At 37.3% G+C, this 16,484-nt stretch carries 17 protein-coding genes, 1 pseudogene and 1 riboswitch; of the genes and pseudogenes, 12 read left to right on the top strand and 6 right to left on the bottom strand.

The genetic code is table 11. From position 1 onward, the window contains the following. Positions 1-120 precede the first annotated feature (120 nt). Both MLOOGBEN_RS12910 and MLOOGBEN_RS12905 read left to right on the top strand, forming a co-directional pair. Positions 121-1,440 (top strand): hemolysin family protein, encoded by a 1,320-nt coding sequence (locus tag MLOOGBEN_RS12910; RefSeq protein ID WP_179158661.1) that lies wholly within the window; start codon positions 121-123, stop codon positions 1,438-1,440. A 132-nt stretch (positions 1,441-1,572) separates the two neighbouring features. Further along, the gene (locus tag MLOOGBEN_RS12905) at positions 1,573-1,836 is read left to right on the top strand and encodes a hypothetical protein (protein WP_179158660.1); all 264 of its coding nucleotides are present in this window, start codon (positions 1,573-1,575) and stop codon (positions 1,834-1,836) included. Positions 1,837-1,851: 15 nt separating this feature from the next. On the opposite strand, the gene qoxD is transcribed toward MLOOGBEN_RS12905, so the two are convergent. From qoxD to qoxA, 4 genes are read right to left on the bottom strand one after another with little or no spacing between them, the layout of a single operon-like run. After that, positions 1,852-2,133 (bottom strand): cytochrome aa3 quinol oxidase subunit IV, encoded by a 282-nt coding sequence (gene qoxD, locus MLOOGBEN_RS12900; RefSeq protein WP_179158659.1) that lies wholly within the window; start codon positions 2,131-2,133, stop codon positions 1,852-1,854. A gap of 1 nt (position 2,134) precedes the next feature. Continuing rightward, the gene (qoxC, locus tag MLOOGBEN_RS12895) at positions 2,135-2,731 is read right to left on the bottom strand and encodes a cytochrome aa3 quinol oxidase subunit III (protein ID WP_179158658.1); all 597 of its coding nucleotides are present in this window, start codon (positions 2,729-2,731) and stop codon (positions 2,135-2,137) included. Between the two features lie 3 nt (positions 2,732-2,734). Beyond that, on the bottom strand, positions 2,735-4,678 hold the full coding sequence (gene qoxB, locus MLOOGBEN_RS12890) for a cytochrome aa3 quinol oxidase subunit I (protein WP_179158657.1): 1,944 nt from the start codon (positions 4,676-4,678) through the stop codon (positions 2,735-2,737). A 40-nt stretch (positions 4,679-4,718) separates the two neighbouring features. After that, entirely contained in the window at positions 4,719-5,636 is a 918-nt protein-coding gene (gene qoxA, locus MLOOGBEN_RS12885; protein WP_179158656.1) for a cytochrome aa3 quinol oxidase subunit II, read from the bottom strand. Between the two features lie 328 nt (positions 5,637-5,964). On the opposite strand from qoxA, the gene MLOOGBEN_RS12880 reads away from it, so the two are divergent. The 4 genes and pseudogenes from MLOOGBEN_RS12880 (at position 5,965) to MLOOGBEN_RS12865 (ending at position 9,342) form a co-directional block, all read left to right on the top strand. Next, positions 5,965-6,270, top strand: coding sequence for an iron-sulfur cluster assembly accessory protein (locus MLOOGBEN_RS12880; protein WP_179158655.1), 306 nt, complete (start codon positions 5,965-5,967; stop codon positions 6,268-6,270). A gap of 114 nt (positions 6,271-6,384) precedes the next feature. Beyond that, a pseudogene (locus MLOOGBEN_RS12875) lies at positions 6,385-8,099 on the top strand (ABC transporter ATP-binding protein). Positions 8,100-8,198: 99 nt separating this feature from the next. Next, positions 8,199-8,948 (top strand): Cof-type HAD-IIB family hydrolase, encoded by a 750-nt coding sequence (locus tag MLOOGBEN_RS12870; protein ID WP_179158654.1) that lies wholly within the window; start codon positions 8,199-8,201, stop codon positions 8,946-8,948. Between the two features lie 193 nt (positions 8,949-9,141). After that, entirely contained in the window at positions 9,142-9,342 is a 201-nt protein-coding gene (locus MLOOGBEN_RS12865; RefSeq protein ID WP_179158653.1) for a cold-shock protein, read from the top strand. Positions 9,343-9,596: 254 nt separating this feature from the next. Here MLOOGBEN_RS12865 and MLOOGBEN_RS12860 read toward each other — a convergent pair whose 3' ends face one another. Then, a complete protein-coding gene (locus MLOOGBEN_RS12860) occupies positions 9,597-9,803 on the bottom strand; it encodes a YwbE family protein (protein WP_179158652.1) in 207 nt (68 codons plus the stop codon). Next, complete coding sequence (locus MLOOGBEN_RS12855) at positions 9,803-10,006, bottom strand: hypothetical protein (protein WP_179158651.1); 204 nt, start codon at positions 10,004-10,006, stop codon at positions 9,803-9,805. The genes MLOOGBEN_RS12860 and MLOOGBEN_RS12855 overlap by 1 nt, the downstream gene beginning before the upstream one ends. Before the next feature lie 254 nt (positions 10,007-10,260). Between MLOOGBEN_RS12855 and MLOOGBEN_RS12850 the strand changes: the two genes are divergently transcribed. From MLOOGBEN_RS12850 to ribH, 6 genes are all read left to right on the top strand, one after another. Then, positions 10,261-12,318, top strand: a complete 2,058-nt coding sequence (locus tag MLOOGBEN_RS12850) for a CapA family protein (protein ID WP_179158650.1) — start codon at positions 10,261-10,263, stop codon at positions 12,316-12,318. A gap of 4 nt (positions 12,319-12,322) precedes the next feature. Further along, complete coding sequence (locus tag MLOOGBEN_RS12845; protein WP_179158649.1) at positions 12,323-13,171, top strand: oxidoreductase; 849 nt, start codon at positions 12,323-12,325, stop codon at positions 13,169-13,171. 106 nt (positions 13,172-13,277) lie between these two features. Then, a complete protein-coding gene (locus MLOOGBEN_RS12840) occupies positions 13,278-13,751 on the top strand; it encodes a GyrI-like domain-containing protein (RefSeq protein ID WP_179158648.1) in 474 nt (157 codons plus the stop codon). Positions 13,752-13,838: 87 nt separating this feature from the next. Next, a riboswitch (FMN riboswitch) is annotated at positions 13,839-13,985 on the top strand. Between the two features lie 152 nt (positions 13,986-14,137). Then, positions 14,138-14,797 (top strand): riboflavin synthase, encoded by a 660-nt coding sequence (gene ribE / locus MLOOGBEN_RS12835; RefSeq protein ID WP_179158647.1) that lies wholly within the window; start codon positions 14,138-14,140, stop codon positions 14,795-14,797. Positions 14,798-14,834: 37 nt separating this feature from the next. Continuing rightward, positions 14,835-15,965: a 3,4-dihydroxy-2-butanone-4-phosphate synthase gene (ribB, locus tag MLOOGBEN_RS12830; RefSeq protein ID WP_179158646.1), complete on the top strand. Its 1,131-nt coding sequence runs from the start codon at positions 14,835-14,837 to the stop codon at positions 15,963-15,965. A gap of 27 nt (positions 15,966-15,992) precedes the next feature. After that, the gene (gene ribH / locus MLOOGBEN_RS12825; protein WP_179158645.1) at positions 15,993-16,460 is read left to right on the top strand and encodes a 6,7-dimethyl-8-ribityllumazine synthase; all 468 of its coding nucleotides are present in this window, start codon (positions 15,993-15,995) and stop codon (positions 16,458-16,460) included. The last annotated feature ends 24 nt before the right edge of the window (positions 16,461-16,484 follow it).

Raw genomic sequence — 16,484 nt, 5'->3', positions numbered from 1 at the left:
GAAGCTGCATTCAATCGATTGCAGCTTCCTTTCAGTAAAAAGAGCTGATTATGGGTATGAATAAACGTATACATACATTTATTATGGAGGTGTAAGCCTTACACCATGTAAGGTCAGCGATTGACAATCATAAATCTTCTTTTAATTGCAATATTAATTGCGTTGACTGGATTTTTTGTTGCGACGGAATTTGCTATCGTGAAAGTAAGGGGATCGAGAATTGAACAATTAATTGCAGAAGGCAGAAAAGGGGCAGAAGCTGCCAAACATGTGACTACACACCTGGATGAATATTTATCAGCCTGCCAGCTTGGTATAACCGTTACAGCTTTAGGGCTGGGCTGGCTGGGAGAACCCACAGTTGAGAGCTTATTGTATCCGTTATTTAAGCGGCTGGAATTAAATGAGGCAGTATCTCATATTTTATCGTTCGGTTTGGCATTTGCTTCTGTAACATTCTTACATGTAGTTATTGGAGAGTTAGCTCCGAAAACAATAGCGATCCAAAGAGCAGAACAGATTACTCTTGCGACATCCAAACCTTTGATTTGGTTTTATAAGCTTATGTACCCATTCATTTGGGTATTAAATAATTCAGCTCGGGTACTTGTTGGCTGGTTTGGGTTCAAATCGGTCTCTGAAAATGAATTAGGACTTTCAGAGGAGGAATTGCGAATACTGCTGTCAGAAAGCTATGAAAGCGGCGAAATTAACAAAAGCGAACTGGAGTACGTGAACAATATATTTGAGTTTGATGAAAGAATTGCAAAAGAGATCATGGTTCCTAGGACAGAAATGGTTACCTTAAATATGAATGATAGTGTTGAAACAGTTAGGGAAGTCATAAAGAGAGAAAAATATACACGTTACCCTGTTGTAGTTGATGGGGATAAGGATAATATATTAGGACTTATAAATATAAAAGAAATTTTAACGGAAGAGATTAAAAAAGAAGAAATCCTAAAGGATACTACCTTACAACCTATGTTAAAACCAGTTATTCGCGTCATTGAATCGATTCCCATTCATGACTTACTGGTGAAAATGCAAAAAGAACGTTCACATATGGCCATTCTCCTTGATGAATATGGCGGGACTTCGGGATTGGTAACCGTTGAGGATATTTTAGAAGAAATTGTCGGTGAAATCCGTGATGAATACGATACTGATGAAGTTGCGGAAATTAGGAAACTCGGTCCAGATCATTATTGTTTCAATGCAAAAGTATTGGTTAATGAAGTGAATGATCTTTTAGGGACCAATTTATCAGATGATGAAATGGATACGATAGGCGGCTGGTTTCTGACACGGAATTTTGATGCTAAAAAGGGTGACGAGATTGAAGAGGAAGGGGTCATCTTCACCGTTAAGGAAATTGAAGGACATCATATTTTATTAATAGAAGCGAAGAAGGTTTTTACAGCAGAAGAAAAAATCTAAACAAGTAATTCCGCCTAATTGGGGAATTGCTTGTTTTGCTATGTCAAGAATAGAGTATCGATTCTTAAAAAAAAGTTTGACAATTTTGTGAACGCGGTCAATAATTAATATATAGAAAGGGGATACGTTGTTATGAAAAGTAGAGAGAAATTCCTTAATGCTGTAACGTATGTCGGCCTAACTGTTCTAACTATGGGTATTTTGGCATTTATTGCCGGGATATTTGTAACCGGTTACAATATTTTGGTTCCAATTGGAATTGGAACATCAGTTGGTGCCGTATTTATTTTTCTGATTGGTGTGTTTTTAGTCGTAACAGATGAAATGTTAGAAAAATCATATATAGGGACGAAAGTAGGTCCAGTTAAATCAAAAAAAGGAGCACCTATTCAATAGGTACTCCTTTTTCAATTACATATCCCAAATCATCGCGAGTAACGTTCCAAACACTGTTACAAGTGCTATGATCAAACCGTAAAATACATTTGTGTAAATTGCACCTTTATCCTTTGTTTCCCCAGCATGCATAAAAACAACTAGTTGAAGTCCTGCTTGGATAAATGCTGTAACAAGTAAGATTGTCATTCCTGCTGCAAATGACATATCTAAGAAATATACCGCAAGTGCTACGGTTGTAAGGAGTAAAGAAAATACAAAACCAAGTACCTGCTTCATCGGAAATAATTGGCTCATATTACATCATTCCTTTCAAATAGATGAAGCTGAAGATGAAAATCCAAACAACATCTAGGAAATGCCAATAAAGTGAGAAGATAAATGCTTTATTGGTTGTTTGTGGAGTTAATCCACGTTTTTTAATCTGCAGGATAATAAATAATCCCCAGAAAAATCCAAGTGTAACGTGTGCTCCATGTGTTCCAAGTGTGGTTAACAGGGCAGCTGTATATGCGCTGGTTTGTAATCCTGCACCTTCATGTACATAGGTAACAAACTCAAAAATCTCCACTCCTAAAAAGGCAAGACCAAGAAGAAGTGTAAGGGAGAAGAAGGTAATCATCGCTTTTTGTTTCCCGATACGCATCGCATGAATCCCAAGTCCAACAGTAAAACTACTAGTTAATAGAAGGATTGTTTCAAATAAAACAGGAGTAATTTGGAAAATCTCTTCACCAGTTGGTCCGCTTCCCGTTCTATTCTCTAAAGTGAAATAGGTAGCGAAAAGGGTAGCGAAAAGCATAATTTCGGCACCAAGGAAGATCCAAAATCCTAAGATTTTTAAACTGTTTTCTTCGGTACTATATTCTAATGGAAGCGAGTTATCTATTTTCATTTTTTAAGCACCTCGCAAATTTGTTTCTGTTTCTTCAATTTCTTTAACAGAGATATAACGGCCATGGTCTTGCTCAAATGACCTTAGAGCCATACATCCGAAAATTCCTAGAGTAGTAACGATGACAGGAATCCACAGACTGAATATAAAGGAGAATCCCCATACAAAGAAGATACAGCTCATAATAAATGGGATACCGCTATTATTTGGCATATGAATTTTCTCGTATTCACCTTTAAATAGTACATGACCATTTTTCTTAGCATCCCATAATGCCTCATTGGACCGTACATCTGGTAAAATAGCAAAATTATATTCTGGTACTGGTGTATGTGTAGACCACTCTAGTGTACGCGCATCCCAAGGATCATTACTAATATCTCTTGATTCATAACGAGTACTATAGTATATATTGTAAACAATTAACACAAAACTAATGGCCATTATCGCCGCGCCAACAAAAGAAATCATATTCATTGGTCCAAATCCAGCAGATTCTGAATATGTGTACATCCTGCGTGCCTGGCCATCTAAACCTGAAATATACATCGGCATGAAAGCCAATATAAAGCCAATAGACATTAACCATGCCGTCCATTTTCCAATTCTCTCATTTAGCATGAAGCCAAACATCTTTGGCCAGTAATAATGCAGCCCAGCAAGCATTGCATAGACAACACCAGGAATAATAACGTTATGGAAATGAGCGACTAAGAACATCGTATTATGATATTGATAGTCTGCTGCAGACATTGCTAGCATGACTCCGGTTACTCCGCCAAGTGTAAAAAGCGGAATGAAAAGCATGCTATAAAGCATTGGCGTGGTAAAAACAATCCTTCCTTTTCTTAGCGTAAACAGCCAGTTAAAAATCTTCACACCTGTCGGAACGGCAATTGCCATTGTCGTGATCGAGAAGATACTGTTTGTTAAGGCACCTTGCCCCATGGTAAAGAAATGGTGCGCCCATACTAAGAAGGATAGAAGAGAGATAATAACCATCGAACCAACCATTGATGTATAGCCATATAGGTTACGACGTGCAAAGGTGGAGATGATCTCACTATAAATACCGAAAGCCGGCAGGATTAAGATATATACTTCAGGATGTCCCCAAACCCAGAAAATGTTGGCCCAAAGCATATCCATACCGCCATTATCCATGGTAAAGAAATGTGTTCCAAATTGACGATCCAAGGTTCCCATTGCAAGTAAAACAGCTAATACTGGGAAAGCAAAAACGATAATTACGTTCGCAATTAAAGCGGACCAAGTAAACATTGGCATTTTCATTAATGTCATACCAGGCGCTCTCATTTTGAGTATGGTAGTAATGAAGTTTATTCCTGTCATTAATGTACCAATACCTGCAATTTGAATCGCAATCATATAATAATTGGTACCGACAGATTCACTAAATTCGTTGCCTGCAAGCGGGAAGTAAGATGTCCAGCCTGCGTCAGGTGAACCTCCGACAACGAATGAAATGTTGAATAACATCGCACCCATAAAGAATAGCCAGAAGCTTAATGCGTTCAAGCGTGGGAATGCCACATCACGTGCTCCAATTTGTAGTGGAACAACAAAGTTCATAAAGAACATGATGAATGGCATTGCCATAAAGAGAATCATTACGATCCCGTGTGTGGTGAAAATTTCATTATAATGCTGTGCGTCAAGCAGTGTATTTTCTGGTACAGCCAGCTGAGCACGCATCATGATGGCATCAACCCCGCCTCGGAATAGCATGAGGAGGGCAGATAGCAAATACATAATACCAATTCGTTTGTGGTCAACAGTTGTTAACCATTCACGCCATAGGTAACCCCATTTTTTAAAATAAGTTATCCCGGCAATAACAGCAATAAGTGTAAGGCCAATTGCAGCCATCGATGCATAAATCGCAATACTAGGATGTGGAACGGCAAATCGATTAAAGAAATCCATTTATTATATCTCCTTTCAACGGAAGATTACTTTTTTATTATTAATGACTCATACCTTCATGTCCGGTATGGGAATCTGTTTGAGATTCTGTTTCAGGTGTTTCTGCTGATTCATCGTTATGATTATGGCCAGATGGCGGCGGTGAAAATTCTAGGTGAGTCCCAGTGTATGTTTGTTGCCCTAGATGACCTGGTTCTAACAATTCCTCGAATTTCTTCTCTGTTATCGGCTTTGCTGTTTCTTTTACTTCTTTTACCCAATCGTCAAAATCTTCTTGAGACATTGCAGTGACATTGAATGTATTTTCAGCAAATCCTTTACCTGAGAAGTTGGCGTTTCGTCCCATAAATTCACCAGGGACATCGGCTGCTAAATGCAAGGTAGTGACATGGTCATTCATCGCGTATTTTTGTCCGCCTAATTGTGGTATCCAAAAACTTGTAATCGGACCGTGAGAATAAAGTTTAAATTCAAGAGCTCTGTCTGTTGGAATATATAAATAATTCACGGTTTCAATTCCTTCTTCTGGATAACTAAAATGCCATTTCCAGTTTGAGGATGAAGCATAGACGACTAATGGCTCTTTATCTTCATATCCTTTTGGTGTTGCCTCAACGATATAGTTACTTTGAACAGATACGTAGGATAGATAAGCAACGATTAATACTGGAATACCTACCATAATAACCTCAACCCAAAGGTTTCCTTCGATATGTGGAGGTTCATAATCTGCTCTTTGTTTAGAAGCTCGGTATTTTACTAGCATGTAGACTAATAATGCAAAAACGACAATGACAATCACAGACATGATTCCTATTGATAATAGGATGTCACTAGCCTGCCTTTCGGCTTGAGGACCTTTGGGATCCAAGACAAGTAATGGCTCACATCCAGTTAATAGTGTGATAATTGTAAGAATCACTGAATATAAAGCCCCTTTTGTACCCTTTTTGTGCATGTGTTAATCTCCTCTCATTTATTAGAATGGTGGTTGTACGTGAATTTGTTCACAATCTTGTTTAGGAATTTACCTTTTATTAATGAGATTAATTACTAACTAATAATAACTTTATAATTAGTGTCATTATTTCCTACCACAATATTAACAACATCGCTGTGATGTTTATATACGTTTTTCAAATAATTTGTGACAAATTTGTTAAGGTTTTAATTTCCTTTATTAGTTATTCAGTGGGAATATCTTCAGCCTAAGTGATAAATAATTGTCTAAATTTAGATATTAATGGGATAATGTATATGAATACATAGGAATAGGAGAGACATATATGAAAGTCAAAATCAATCGCCATGCAGCGAAAGCATTGAAAAAAATGTTGGAGGGGGAAGAAGCAGAAGGGAAATTATTCCGTGTGTATGTAACCAATATGCATGGTGACCATGCCCATTATGATTTAATGCTCGATACCCCAACAGAGCATGATGAAGTGGTTAAAACAGATAAGGACATTGATTTAATCCTCGATACGCGAGATGAATATCTAGATGGTGTATGGATTCAAATGTTCCATGTTCCAAAAGAAGAATGGCTGATTACCAATCCATCAAAAGGCGGACATCATCACCATCATTAAATATAGAAAGAATAAATGAATTCCACCTGAAGTTATTACAGGTGGTTTTTTTGATTGTAATTTTCAAAATATTTTCATATAATCCAATTACCCCAACTAAAAAGAAGTTCTGCTATGATTCGACGTTTCTTTTCTTATTACAAACCGCATAAAAAGCTGTTTATCCTTGATTTTAGCAGTGCTGTTGTTGTTGCGGTTTTAGAGTTAGCTTTTCCATTAGCAGTATCTTGGTTTATTGATGAATTGCTGCCGGGGGGAGATTGGCAAACTATTGTGACAGTTAGTATTGCGCTGTTGATGGTTTATGTACTTAGTACCTTTTTGCAGTTTGTGGTGAATTATTGGGGTCATAAGCTTGGGATTAATATTGAAACAGACATGAGGCAAGAACTTTTTGAGCATGTGCAAAAACAGTCTTTCCGCTTTTTTGACAATACCAAAACAGGGCATATTATGAGTAGAATAACCAACGACCTATTTGACCTCGGTGAACTTGCCCACCATGGACTTGAGGATGTTTTCATTGCCGTGATGACTTTTATCGGTGCATTCTGGATTATGCTGACGATTAATGTGAAATTAGCACTTGTCGCTGTAATGATTTTACCTTTGTTAGCATTATTAGTTGTAGTCAGTAATCTAAAGATGAATAAGGCCTGGAGTCATATGTACACAAGCATTGCAGATGTAAATGCGAGAGTGGAAGATAGTGTGTCAGGAAGCCGTGTGGTTCAATCCTTTACAAATGAAGATTTTGAGATTGCAAGATTTCGAAAAAACAATCATAAATACCGAAATGCAAAACTAGTAGGATATCGCGTGATGTCTTTCAGTTTATCCGGTATTTATATGATGACAAGGTTAATTACCATAATTGTACTTGTTTATGGAGCATGGCTAAGCTTTACTGGGCAGCTATCATATGGGAATCTCGTCGGATTTGTCCTCTACGTAAATGTTCTTTTTAAACCTATTGATAAAATTAGTGCGATCATGGAATTGTATCCAAAAGGAATGGCTGGGTTTAAACGCTTTATGGAAATTATCGACTCTGAGCCAGAGGTAAAAGATACGGATGATGCCATTGAAGCAGCTTCACTTAATGGTGATATTGTCTTTAAAGATGTTGTTTTTAGTTATGACCAGCAAAAATCAATACTTGAAGGTATCAACCTAAACATTCGTGCAGGTGAGACCATTGCGTTTGTTGGACCTTCGGGAGCCGGTAAAACCACAATTTGTTCATTAATACCTAGGTTTTATGATGTAAGCAAGGGCAGCATTATGATTGATGGATTCGATATTCGTAATATGACAAAAAAGTCACTTCGCTCTCAAATCGGAATTGTTCAACAAGATGTCTTTCTTTTTACTGGGACTATTCGAGAAAATATCGCATATGGGAAGCGGAACGCTATAGATGAGGAAATAATTGCGGCTGCAAAACGTGCGCATCTAGAGAAATTTATTCAATCACTGCCTGATGGGTATGAAACGGAAATTGGTGAAAGAGGATTAAAGCTATCCGGCGGTCAAAAGCAAAGATTAGCGATTGCTAGGATGTTTTGAAAAATCCACCTATATTAATTTTAGATGAAGCAACCTCTGCACTCGATACTGAAACAGAAATGGTCATCCAAGAAGCTTTAAACGAACTTGCAAAAAACCGAACAACGCTGATTATTGCTCATAGACTTGCAACCATTCGGAATGCTGACCGGATTATTGTCGTGACGGAAGAAGGAATTGCCGAAGAAGGCGGTCATGACGAGTTAATTGAACAAGGCGGTATTTTTGCGAATCTTCACCGTGTCCAATACCAGCAATAACTTTTTTGGGAAATCGCTACGAAGTATGTGGGGGTTTTTCCTATTTTGTGAGAAAATGGATACTCTATTAAGGTAATGGTTTTAAAGGAGTGATTACAAATGGAAAATTATAAAAGTGATAATGAGATAAAATTAATTGCACTTGATATGGATGGTACACTGCTAAATGATGAACACGAAATTTCAGAGCCAAACCGACAGGCGATTTCGGAAGCACAGGAAAAAGGTATTTATGTAGTCCTCAGTACTGGCAGATCTCTTAGAAAATGTGAAAAACATGCGGATTCACTTGCGTTGTCCTCTTATTTAGTGACAGTAAACGGCAGTGAAATTTGGGACGATAAACGAGGTTTAGTGGAAAGAAATCTTTTGAAAACAGATGCCATTCAATGGATGGTAGAGCTTACTCAAAAGCATAAGATAAGATTTTGGGCGATTAACACAAATCGAAACTGGTTTGATGAAATGCCGGAGGATATTCATGCTGAGGAATGGTTGAAATTTGGGTTTAACATAAAAGATGAACCAACAAGGGATAAAATTCTAAAAGAGCTAGAAGCAAGAGGGGAGTTTGAATTAAGTAACTCGACTCCAACAAATATCGAAGTAAACCCAGTTGGGATTAATAAGGCGAAAGGGCTGGCATTAGTCTGTGAGCGCCTAGGAATACATATGAAGAATGTTATGGCCGTAGGTGATAGTCTTAATGATTTGGCGATGATTGAAGAGGCTGGCTTAGGTATTGCAATGGGAAATGCTCAGGAAATGGTAAAACAAGCAGCATCTTGGGTCACCACAACCAATAATGAAGATGGCGTCGCTGCAGCAATCCGAAAATGGGTGCTCTAGTACTATCATTTGCGGATACATAAACAATATACTAAATAGAAAATTTTATTTTCTTGAAATAAAAATTAATCTATTGAGAAATACTTATAACCAAGAGGATATTGTTTAAAAGCAATTCCTCTTGGTTATAATAATTGGGCAAGACTATATTGCAATTTCATGTAATTGTTACATGCTAGGAGGAGCTACAAAGATGGAATCAGGTAAAGTAAAATGGTTTAACGGTGAAAAAGGCTTTGGATTTATTGAGCGTGACGGTGGAGATGATGTATTCGTTCATTTCTCTGCAATTCAAGGCGAAGGTTACAAAACGTTAGATGAAGGTCAAGAAGTAACGTTTGAAATCGAAAATGGACAACGTGGTCCACAAGCGGTTAACGTTCGTAAAGCATAATTTACCTTCTAAATCAAAAACAGACTCCAACGCGAGTCTGTTTTTTTATTGTTTCAGGAGAGATCTTTTATTAGGTGATGAGAGCCTAAGAACTGCTAAAAGAAGAGAGACCGGTCATTCATTAAGAAGAAAGTCCCTATAGAATAAAAAAACCTCCACGAAAGGTGGAGGTTCAATATGTGATAAGTAAAATGGTTATTTATAGTATGGGGTTATTTTAGAAAATTCATACCTAAGAATAGTTCAATTTACCATTAGGTGGACTTTGAATTCAATATTTCCTGCACTCTGCCAACTTGGCCATCCGTTAATCTCACTTTAATCCCATGTGGATGAGAGCTGGAATTTGTTAAAATATCCTTCACGACACCCCTTGTTAGTTTTCCGGTTCTTTGATCAGCCTTAAGAACAATATTTACCTCGGTACCGGGAGTGATGTCTTTTCTATTTTGTCCGTTCATTAAACACCCATTTTTCTACGAGTATTACTCACTTTTTTAGTCTGTTGGCTTTTCATTTTTTGGCTGTTTTGCAGCCCGCCTTGGCTGTTATTCGCTGCTGCAGCCTTATTCTTCTTATTGGCTAGCTGCTGCTTCATAGCTTCCTGCAAACTCATTTTCTTTTTTGGTTCTTCATTTTGGTTTGTTTGATTGTTATCTGACATTAGAAAATCCTCCTGAAAAATATGTACTAAGATACATACAGTATAATCTATTTTTAATAAAATTAACAAATTTATTAAAAAGGATAAAGTCACGGAATATTCACTTTCTTGTTATTTGTTTTTTTACCTTAAATTTATTCTGTTAAATGATTATTGTTATTTTCTGATTATTTATTAAAATACCTTAAATTTCGACACCTTTTGCAACTCCCTCATATTAAACTAATTCTAATCACTAGGGGGGGAGAGGGGCATTGAAAAATCCTTTTTTATTTTTGATTATCCTTTTTATCATAGTTTCACAAAGTATGCATGGCCATGCACAAGAACCGGATGATAATCTAATAGATTTGCAGATTGAGTTAGAAGAATACATAAAACCATGGCAAGATAAGATTACACTTCACTACCAAAATCTACTATTCGATGTATCCTATGAATTAAATAATGATAAGAAGATGCCTGCAGCAAGTACGATTAAACTTCCATTGGCACTATATGTAATGAAGCTCGCTGATCAAGGGGAAATCGATATTTCTGAAAAGCTAACTTATATGAGTCATCATTATTATGAAGGAAGCGGCGTCATTCAAAATGATAAAATAGGGAGTAGCTATACCATTGAGGACCTTATCGAAAAAGCGATGGTCTATAGTGATAATATTGCTTTTAGTATGCTAAAGGAACGAGTAGGGCAGAACGATTTTATTCAATTCATGAAAAGCCTTGGAGCTAAGTATACATACCCCGGAGGACAAAATGTTACTTCTGCAGGGGATTTAATTCTGTATGCAAAAGAAGCATACCAATTTTCTAAGGAAAGTAAATATGGAGAAAAACTGGTAACATACCTAGAAAATACAATCTATAATACTACAATCCCTCAAGGTATTCCTGGTAAGAATATTGCTCATAAGGTTGGGATGATTCCGAAAGACTTGATTTATAATGACGTCGCCATCATTTACGATAAGGTACCCTTTGGATTAGCTGTCACGACTATGGGAATTGGATATGAAAAATCACAGGAGGTCATCGCAGGAATTGCTAACATTGTTAATAAGCATCATGAATTAATCGTAAAGGAATACCTAACAGTTGACGTACCCAAGAGCAAACTTGAAAGTATCTATATAAATGGAAATACAAAACCGGGAAACAATAGTGTTTTTTTAACGAAGGAGTTTTTTGTAAACTATATTAAACCTTGGAGTATCAATAATAAAGTAGAAAAAGTTACATACTATCACCGTCTTGTATCCCTAAAGCAAACTCTATCGGCTGATCCAATTAAGATAAAAGATTCATGGGAAGCAGCAGCAAAAAAAGCAGAAGCAGAACAATTTAAGAAATCAATTAGAATTACCTTTGCCGGCGATGCGATGATGGATTGGTCTGTAAAAGAAACGGTAAAACAAAAAGGTCCAGACTATCCCTTCCTACATATTAAAGAGGAACTTTCCTCGAGCGACTTAAGTGTCGTAAATCTGGAAACAGCGATTACTACAGACGGAGTAAAGGTTCCAAAGGAATATAATTTCCGTTCAGATCCCATTTCCTTAAAAGGATTAAAAAATGCTGGGTTTCAGCTAGTAAGTTTGGCCAACAACCATTCCTTTGATTATGGTCAATCCGGGTTTACCGACACGCTTAGTAATCTGAAAATATACCAACTCGACTATATGGGTGGAGGGACAAACAAGGCAGAGGCTTATGGTGCAAAAACGTATACGATTAAAGGCAGAAGTATTAAATTGCTGGCATTCTCAAGAGTTCTTCCTGACTTTACCTGGTTGGCAACCGATACAAAGCCAGGCTTAGCAAATGGATATGATTTATCTTTAATTCAAAACACCATTGAAAAAGAAAAGAAAGATGCAGATTTCCTTTTTGTCTATATCCACTGGGGTGTTGAAACCAAGCGTTCTCCTGAAGCTTACCAACGTGAGTGGGCAAAAACGATGATTGATTCAGGGGCGGATGGGGTTATTGGCAGCCATCCTCATGTGCTTCAAGGCTTTGAATATTATAAAGGTAAACCGATTGCCTATTCATTAGGAAATTTCCTTTTTCCAAATTACATTAAAGGGGATAAAGCACAAACTGGAATCCTGCATCTAGATATCCAAAAGGACAATATTGAAATGTCTTTTGTACCGTTTAGAATTATTCAGGATCAAATCATTGTACAGACAGAGCAGGAAAAACAAGTTATTTGGAACGAGCTTCAAACCTTATCTTACGGGGAAGTTCAAATTAACAATGGAATGATTTCTGACTCAACAACGGTTGCTGAAGCAAAAGGGAGATAAAACTATGGAAAACAAAACAGCTATTGTAACCGGTACATCAAGCGGATTTGGCTTAAGTACTTCTGTAGAATTAGCACGAAAGGGATTCACTGTTATTGCTGCCATGAGAAACTGTAATAAAAGCAGTATGCTTTTGCAGGAGGCAAGGAAGCATGGAGTTGAATCTAAAATCATCGTTCATGAATTAGATGTTACGTATGAAGAGTCAATCCAAGCCTTCAAATCGTGGATTAAAGAGGAGTTTGGGAGAGTAGACGTATTGATTAATAATGCTGGATATGCAGGCGCAGGGTTTGTGGAAGAAGTATCAATGGATGAATATCGAAAACAATTTGAAACAAATGTTTTTGGAGTTTTCGCCGTTACCAAGGCCTTTTTGCCTTTAATGAGGATGCAAAAACAGGGGTGTATAATCAATATTAGCAGTATAAGCGGGAAAGTAGCTTTTCCTGGTCTTTCACCTTATGTTGCCTCGAAGTATGCCATCGAGGGCTGGAGTGAGAGTCTCCGCCTAGAAATGCAGCCATTTGGTGTGAAGGTAGTATTGATTGAACCTGGTTCCTACAAAACCAATATTTGGTCAACAGGAAAACAGGTTGCAGAAGAATCATTACTTTTACACTCTCCATATAAGGATTACATGCAAAGCATAGAAAGATATATTGCAGAAGGGGAAAACAGCTTTGGCAACCCCGAGGATGTGGCAAAAAAAATAGCTGAGATTGCAACATTGGAAAACCCGGGTATTAGGTACCCAATTGGCCGTGGAGTTAAAGCTGCTATCTTTTTGAAAAACTTTTTACCATGGAGACTTTGGGAAAAAACAATTATAAGTAAATTGTTTGTAAAATAGAGCAGATTAGTCCTTATGTATTCACGATGTTGTCGTTTTTAGGAAGGAATTTTAGGGGTAAGGTGAGAATAATAGATATATAAGCAACAAAAGAGGAGTGATAGGTATGGAGATTCAAGTACTTGAAAAAGAAGAAATAAAGGTAATTGGAATTTCTGGGAGTGGCACTTATTCTCAAATGGACAATATACCAGAATTATTTAATGAAATGAAAGTACGGTTAGAAGAGGTACCCAATCAAACCAATGATGCAATCGTAATTGCGCCCTTTCATAGCAGAGAGACAGAATTCACCTATTATGTAACGACACCAGTTGAAAAGGTAGAAAATGTTCCTGATGGTATGGTTGGATTTACCATCCCTCGCAAAAATTATGTTTATTGTTCCTATAAAGGAAGTTTTAAAGAATTAGAAAATACATACCGGCAAATGTTAGTATGGATGCAAGATTATGGCTATGATTTAGACGATCATGCCTTGAGCTTAAAAGTTGTTAAAGAAAATGAATTTGATAGCGAAGGCAGCATGGGTTTCGAACTTTATCTTCCTGTAAAAAGCTATAAGGATACCTACAAATGACTTGATTTTTGGGAGAAGATTTTATCTTCTCTTTCTTTTTTTAGCATTTCTCTCAATTATTATGTATACTAATAGTAATCATATTGAATATTCCTTCGGGGTCAGGTGAAATTCCTAACCGGCGGTGATGAAGCATAGCTTCTTAGTCCGTGACCCGGTTAACGTAAAAGTTAAGCGGTGGATCTGGTGAAAATCCAGAGCCGACAGTTAAAGTCTGGATGGGAGAAGGAAAAAAATCCGGTTTTAACCAAGGGAGAAATCTACCCTTTTTTAAGCCCTATTTTCTTATTGCCTTTTCCAAGGACCCTGAAGTGTTTCATCTCTTCAGGGTCTTTTTTTATTCATTTATGGGTATATGCAAAAAAAAAGGGAAGGAGAGTAAAACTATGTTTACCGGTATTATTGAAGAATTAGGAGCAGTGGCAAATATCCAGCGAACTGGAGAATCATTTGTTCTTACAATTGATGCAAAAAAAATTCTCAAGGATGTCCACCTTGGAGACAGTATTTCGGTAAACGGAGTATGTCTTACTGTCACTAGCTTTTCAGGCAACAAGTTTACAGTAGATGTCATGCCTGAAACCGTAAAAGCCTCCAGCTTACGATCACTCAAACGTGGTGCAAAAGTGAATCTCGAAAGAGCAATGGCTGCAGGGGGCAGGTTTGGAGGTCATTTCGTTTCAGGCCATATTGATGGAACGGGTGTAATTAAAAGTAAAAAACAGGTTGAAAATGCAATCTATTACGAAATCGAAGCCTCAACAGAAATATTAAGGTATGTAATCGAAAGAGGTTCAATTGCTGTAGACGGTACAAGCCTGACTGTTTTTGGAGTCACAGATGAAACATTTACTTTATCACTCATCCCGCATACATTATCTGAAAGTATTATTGGTCTTAAGGAATCAGGTGATATTGTCAATTTAGAATGCGATATGATTGGAAAGTATGTTGGACATTTTTTAACAAACAGTCAAAATAATAGTAACAAAAAGAGTCCATCCGGAATTAGCACGAGTTTTTTAGAAGAGAATGGTTTTGCTTAATTACATATCAACGGAACTTAGAAAGGGGAGAAAAGACGTGTTTGATAAGATTGAAGAAGCATTGATAGATCTGCAAAACGGCAAAGTCATCATTGTATGTGATGACGAGGATCGAGAAAATGAAGGTGATTTTATTTCCTTGGCTGAAAAAGCTACACCTGAAGTAATCAATCTAATGGCTACGCATGGAAGAGGATTAATCTGTGTTCCGATTGATGAGGAGTTAGCACAGAAATTAGAACTTTTCCCAATGGTAGCCGTAAATACAGACGTACATGGTACGGCGTTTACAGTTAGTATTGACCATAAATTTTCAACTACAGGGATATCAGCCTTTGAACGGTCGGCAACAGTATTAAGCATGCTTGATCCGGAATCAAAGCCTTCTGATTTCAAGCGTCCAGGACATATTTTTCCATTAGTGGCCAAAAAAGGCGGAGTCTTGAGGAGAACAGGACACACCGAAGCGGCCGTGGATTTAGCAAGACTATGCGGCTCTAAGCCTGCTGGTGTCATTTGTGAAATCATGAATGACGATGGCACAATGGCACGCGTTCCGGAGTTGCGTAAAATTGCCGATGAGCTTAATGTGAAGATGATTACCATAAAAGATTTGATTGAATACCGCAATAAAAAAGACAAACTAGTCAAACGCGAAGTCGAAATCAATTTACCAACGGAATTTGGTGAATTTAAGGCTGCTGGGTATTCAAACGTTATTGATGGTAAAGAACATTTAGCATTAGTAAAAGGTGAAATAAATCCTGATCATCCTATCCTAGTTCGTGTGCATTCAGAGTGTTTAACAGGCGATGTTTTTGGTTCGTTCCAATGTCAGTGCAGACCACAGTTACATGTAGCTTTATCACAAATTGAACAAGAAGGAAATGGTGTGCTCCTATATATACGTCAGGGAGGCCGTGGTTTACTAAATAAATTGCGGGAGGATGGTCATAACAACTTAGACGAAAATGAAAAGAATGGTACTGGAGAAGATCTAAGGGAATTTGGAATCGGTGCCCAAATATTAAAGGATTTAGGGATTAGAAAAATGAAGTTGTTAACCAATAATCCGCGAAAAATCAAAGGCATTAAGGGCTATGATCTTGAAATCGTTGAAACGGTTCCCTTACAAATGGAAATACTAGATGAAAAGGTAAAAAAATAAAACATTAACATTTATGGAGGTATTATCATGGGTAATTTTTATGAAGGTAATTTAGTAGGCTCAGGTTTAAAAATCGGAATTGTTGTCGGACGTTTTAATGAATTTATTACGAGTAAATTGTTAAGCGGTGCGCAGGACGCCTTAAAAAGACATGGGGTAAGTGATGGAGATGTGGACATCGCTTGGGTGCCAGGAGCATTTGAAATTCCGCTAATTGCTCAAAAATTGGCGAATAGTAAAAAGTATGATGCTGTTATTACATTAGGCACTGTTATTCGCGGTTCTACTCCACATTTTGACTATGTATGTAATGAAGTAGCCAAGGGTGTTTCAAGGATTAACCTGGATAGCGGTATCCCCGTTATTTTTGGAGTTTTAACAACAGATTCGATTGAACAAGCAATTGAGCGTGCAGGAACAAAGGCTGGTAATAAGGGATGGGATGTTGCAACTGGCGCTATAGAAATGGCTAATTTAATCCGAAATATGGAATAATAAGATCTTTTTTGAAGAAATTTG

This window comes from Bacillus sp. EB106-08-02-XG196, assembly GCF_013396335.1.
Lineage (GTDB): Bacteria > Bacillota > Bacilli > Bacillales > Cytobacillaceae > Neobacillus.
This window is presented reverse-complemented; position numbering and strand designations above follow the sequence as displayed.

What these genes read in the sequence shown, in the direction of transcription:
- MLOOGBEN_RS12905 (WP_179158660.1), top strand. Translation starts at nt 1,573, where the DNA reads ATGAAAAGTAGAGAGAAATTCCTTAATGCTGTAACGTATGTCGGCCTA.
- qoxD (WP_179158659.1), bottom strand. Translation starts at nt 2,133, where the DNA reads ATGAGCCAATTATTTCCGATGAAGCAGGTACTTGGTTTTGTATTTTCT.
- qoxC (WP_179158658.1), bottom strand. Translation starts at nt 2,731, where the DNA reads ATGAAAATAGATAACTCGCTTCCATTAGAATATAGTACCGAAGAAAAC.
- qoxB (WP_179158657.1), bottom strand. Translation starts at nt 4,678, where the DNA reads ATGGATTTCTTTAATCGATTTGCCGTTCCACATCCTAGTATTGCGATT.
- qoxA (WP_179158656.1), bottom strand. Translation starts at nt 5,636, where the DNA reads ATGCACAAAAAGGGTACAAAAGGGGCTTTATATTCAGTGATTCTTACA.
- MLOOGBEN_RS12880 (WP_179158655.1), top strand. Translation starts at nt 5,965, where the DNA reads ATGAAAGTCAAAATCAATCGCCATGCAGCGAAAGCATTGAAAAAAATG.
- MLOOGBEN_RS12870 (WP_179158654.1), top strand. Translation starts at nt 8,199, where the DNA reads ATGGAAAATTATAAAAGTGATAATGAGATAAAATTAATTGCACTTGAT.
- MLOOGBEN_RS12865 (WP_179158653.1), top strand. Translation starts at nt 9,142, where the DNA reads ATGGAATCAGGTAAAGTAAAATGGTTTAACGGTGAAAAAGGCTTTGGA.
- MLOOGBEN_RS12860 (WP_179158652.1), bottom strand. Translation starts at nt 9,803, where the DNA reads ATGAACGGACAAAATAGAAAAGACATCACTCCCGGTACCGAGGTAAAT.
- MLOOGBEN_RS12855 (WP_179158651.1), bottom strand. Translation starts at nt 10,006, where the DNA reads ATGTCAGATAACAATCAAACAAACCAAAATGAAGAACCAAAAAAGAAA.
- MLOOGBEN_RS12845 (WP_179158649.1), top strand. Translation starts at nt 12,323, where the DNA reads ATGGAAAACAAAACAGCTATTGTAACCGGTACATCAAGCGGATTTGGC.
- MLOOGBEN_RS12840 (WP_179158648.1), top strand. Translation starts at nt 13,278, where the DNA reads ATGGAGATTCAAGTACTTGAAAAAGAAGAAATAAAGGTAATTGGAATT.
- ribE (WP_179158647.1), top strand. Translation starts at nt 14,138, where the DNA reads ATGTTTACCGGTATTATTGAAGAATTAGGAGCAGTGGCAAATATCCAG.
- ribH (WP_179158645.1), top strand. Translation starts at nt 15,993, where the DNA reads ATGGGTAATTTTTATGAAGGTAATTTAGTAGGCTCAGGTTTAAAAATC.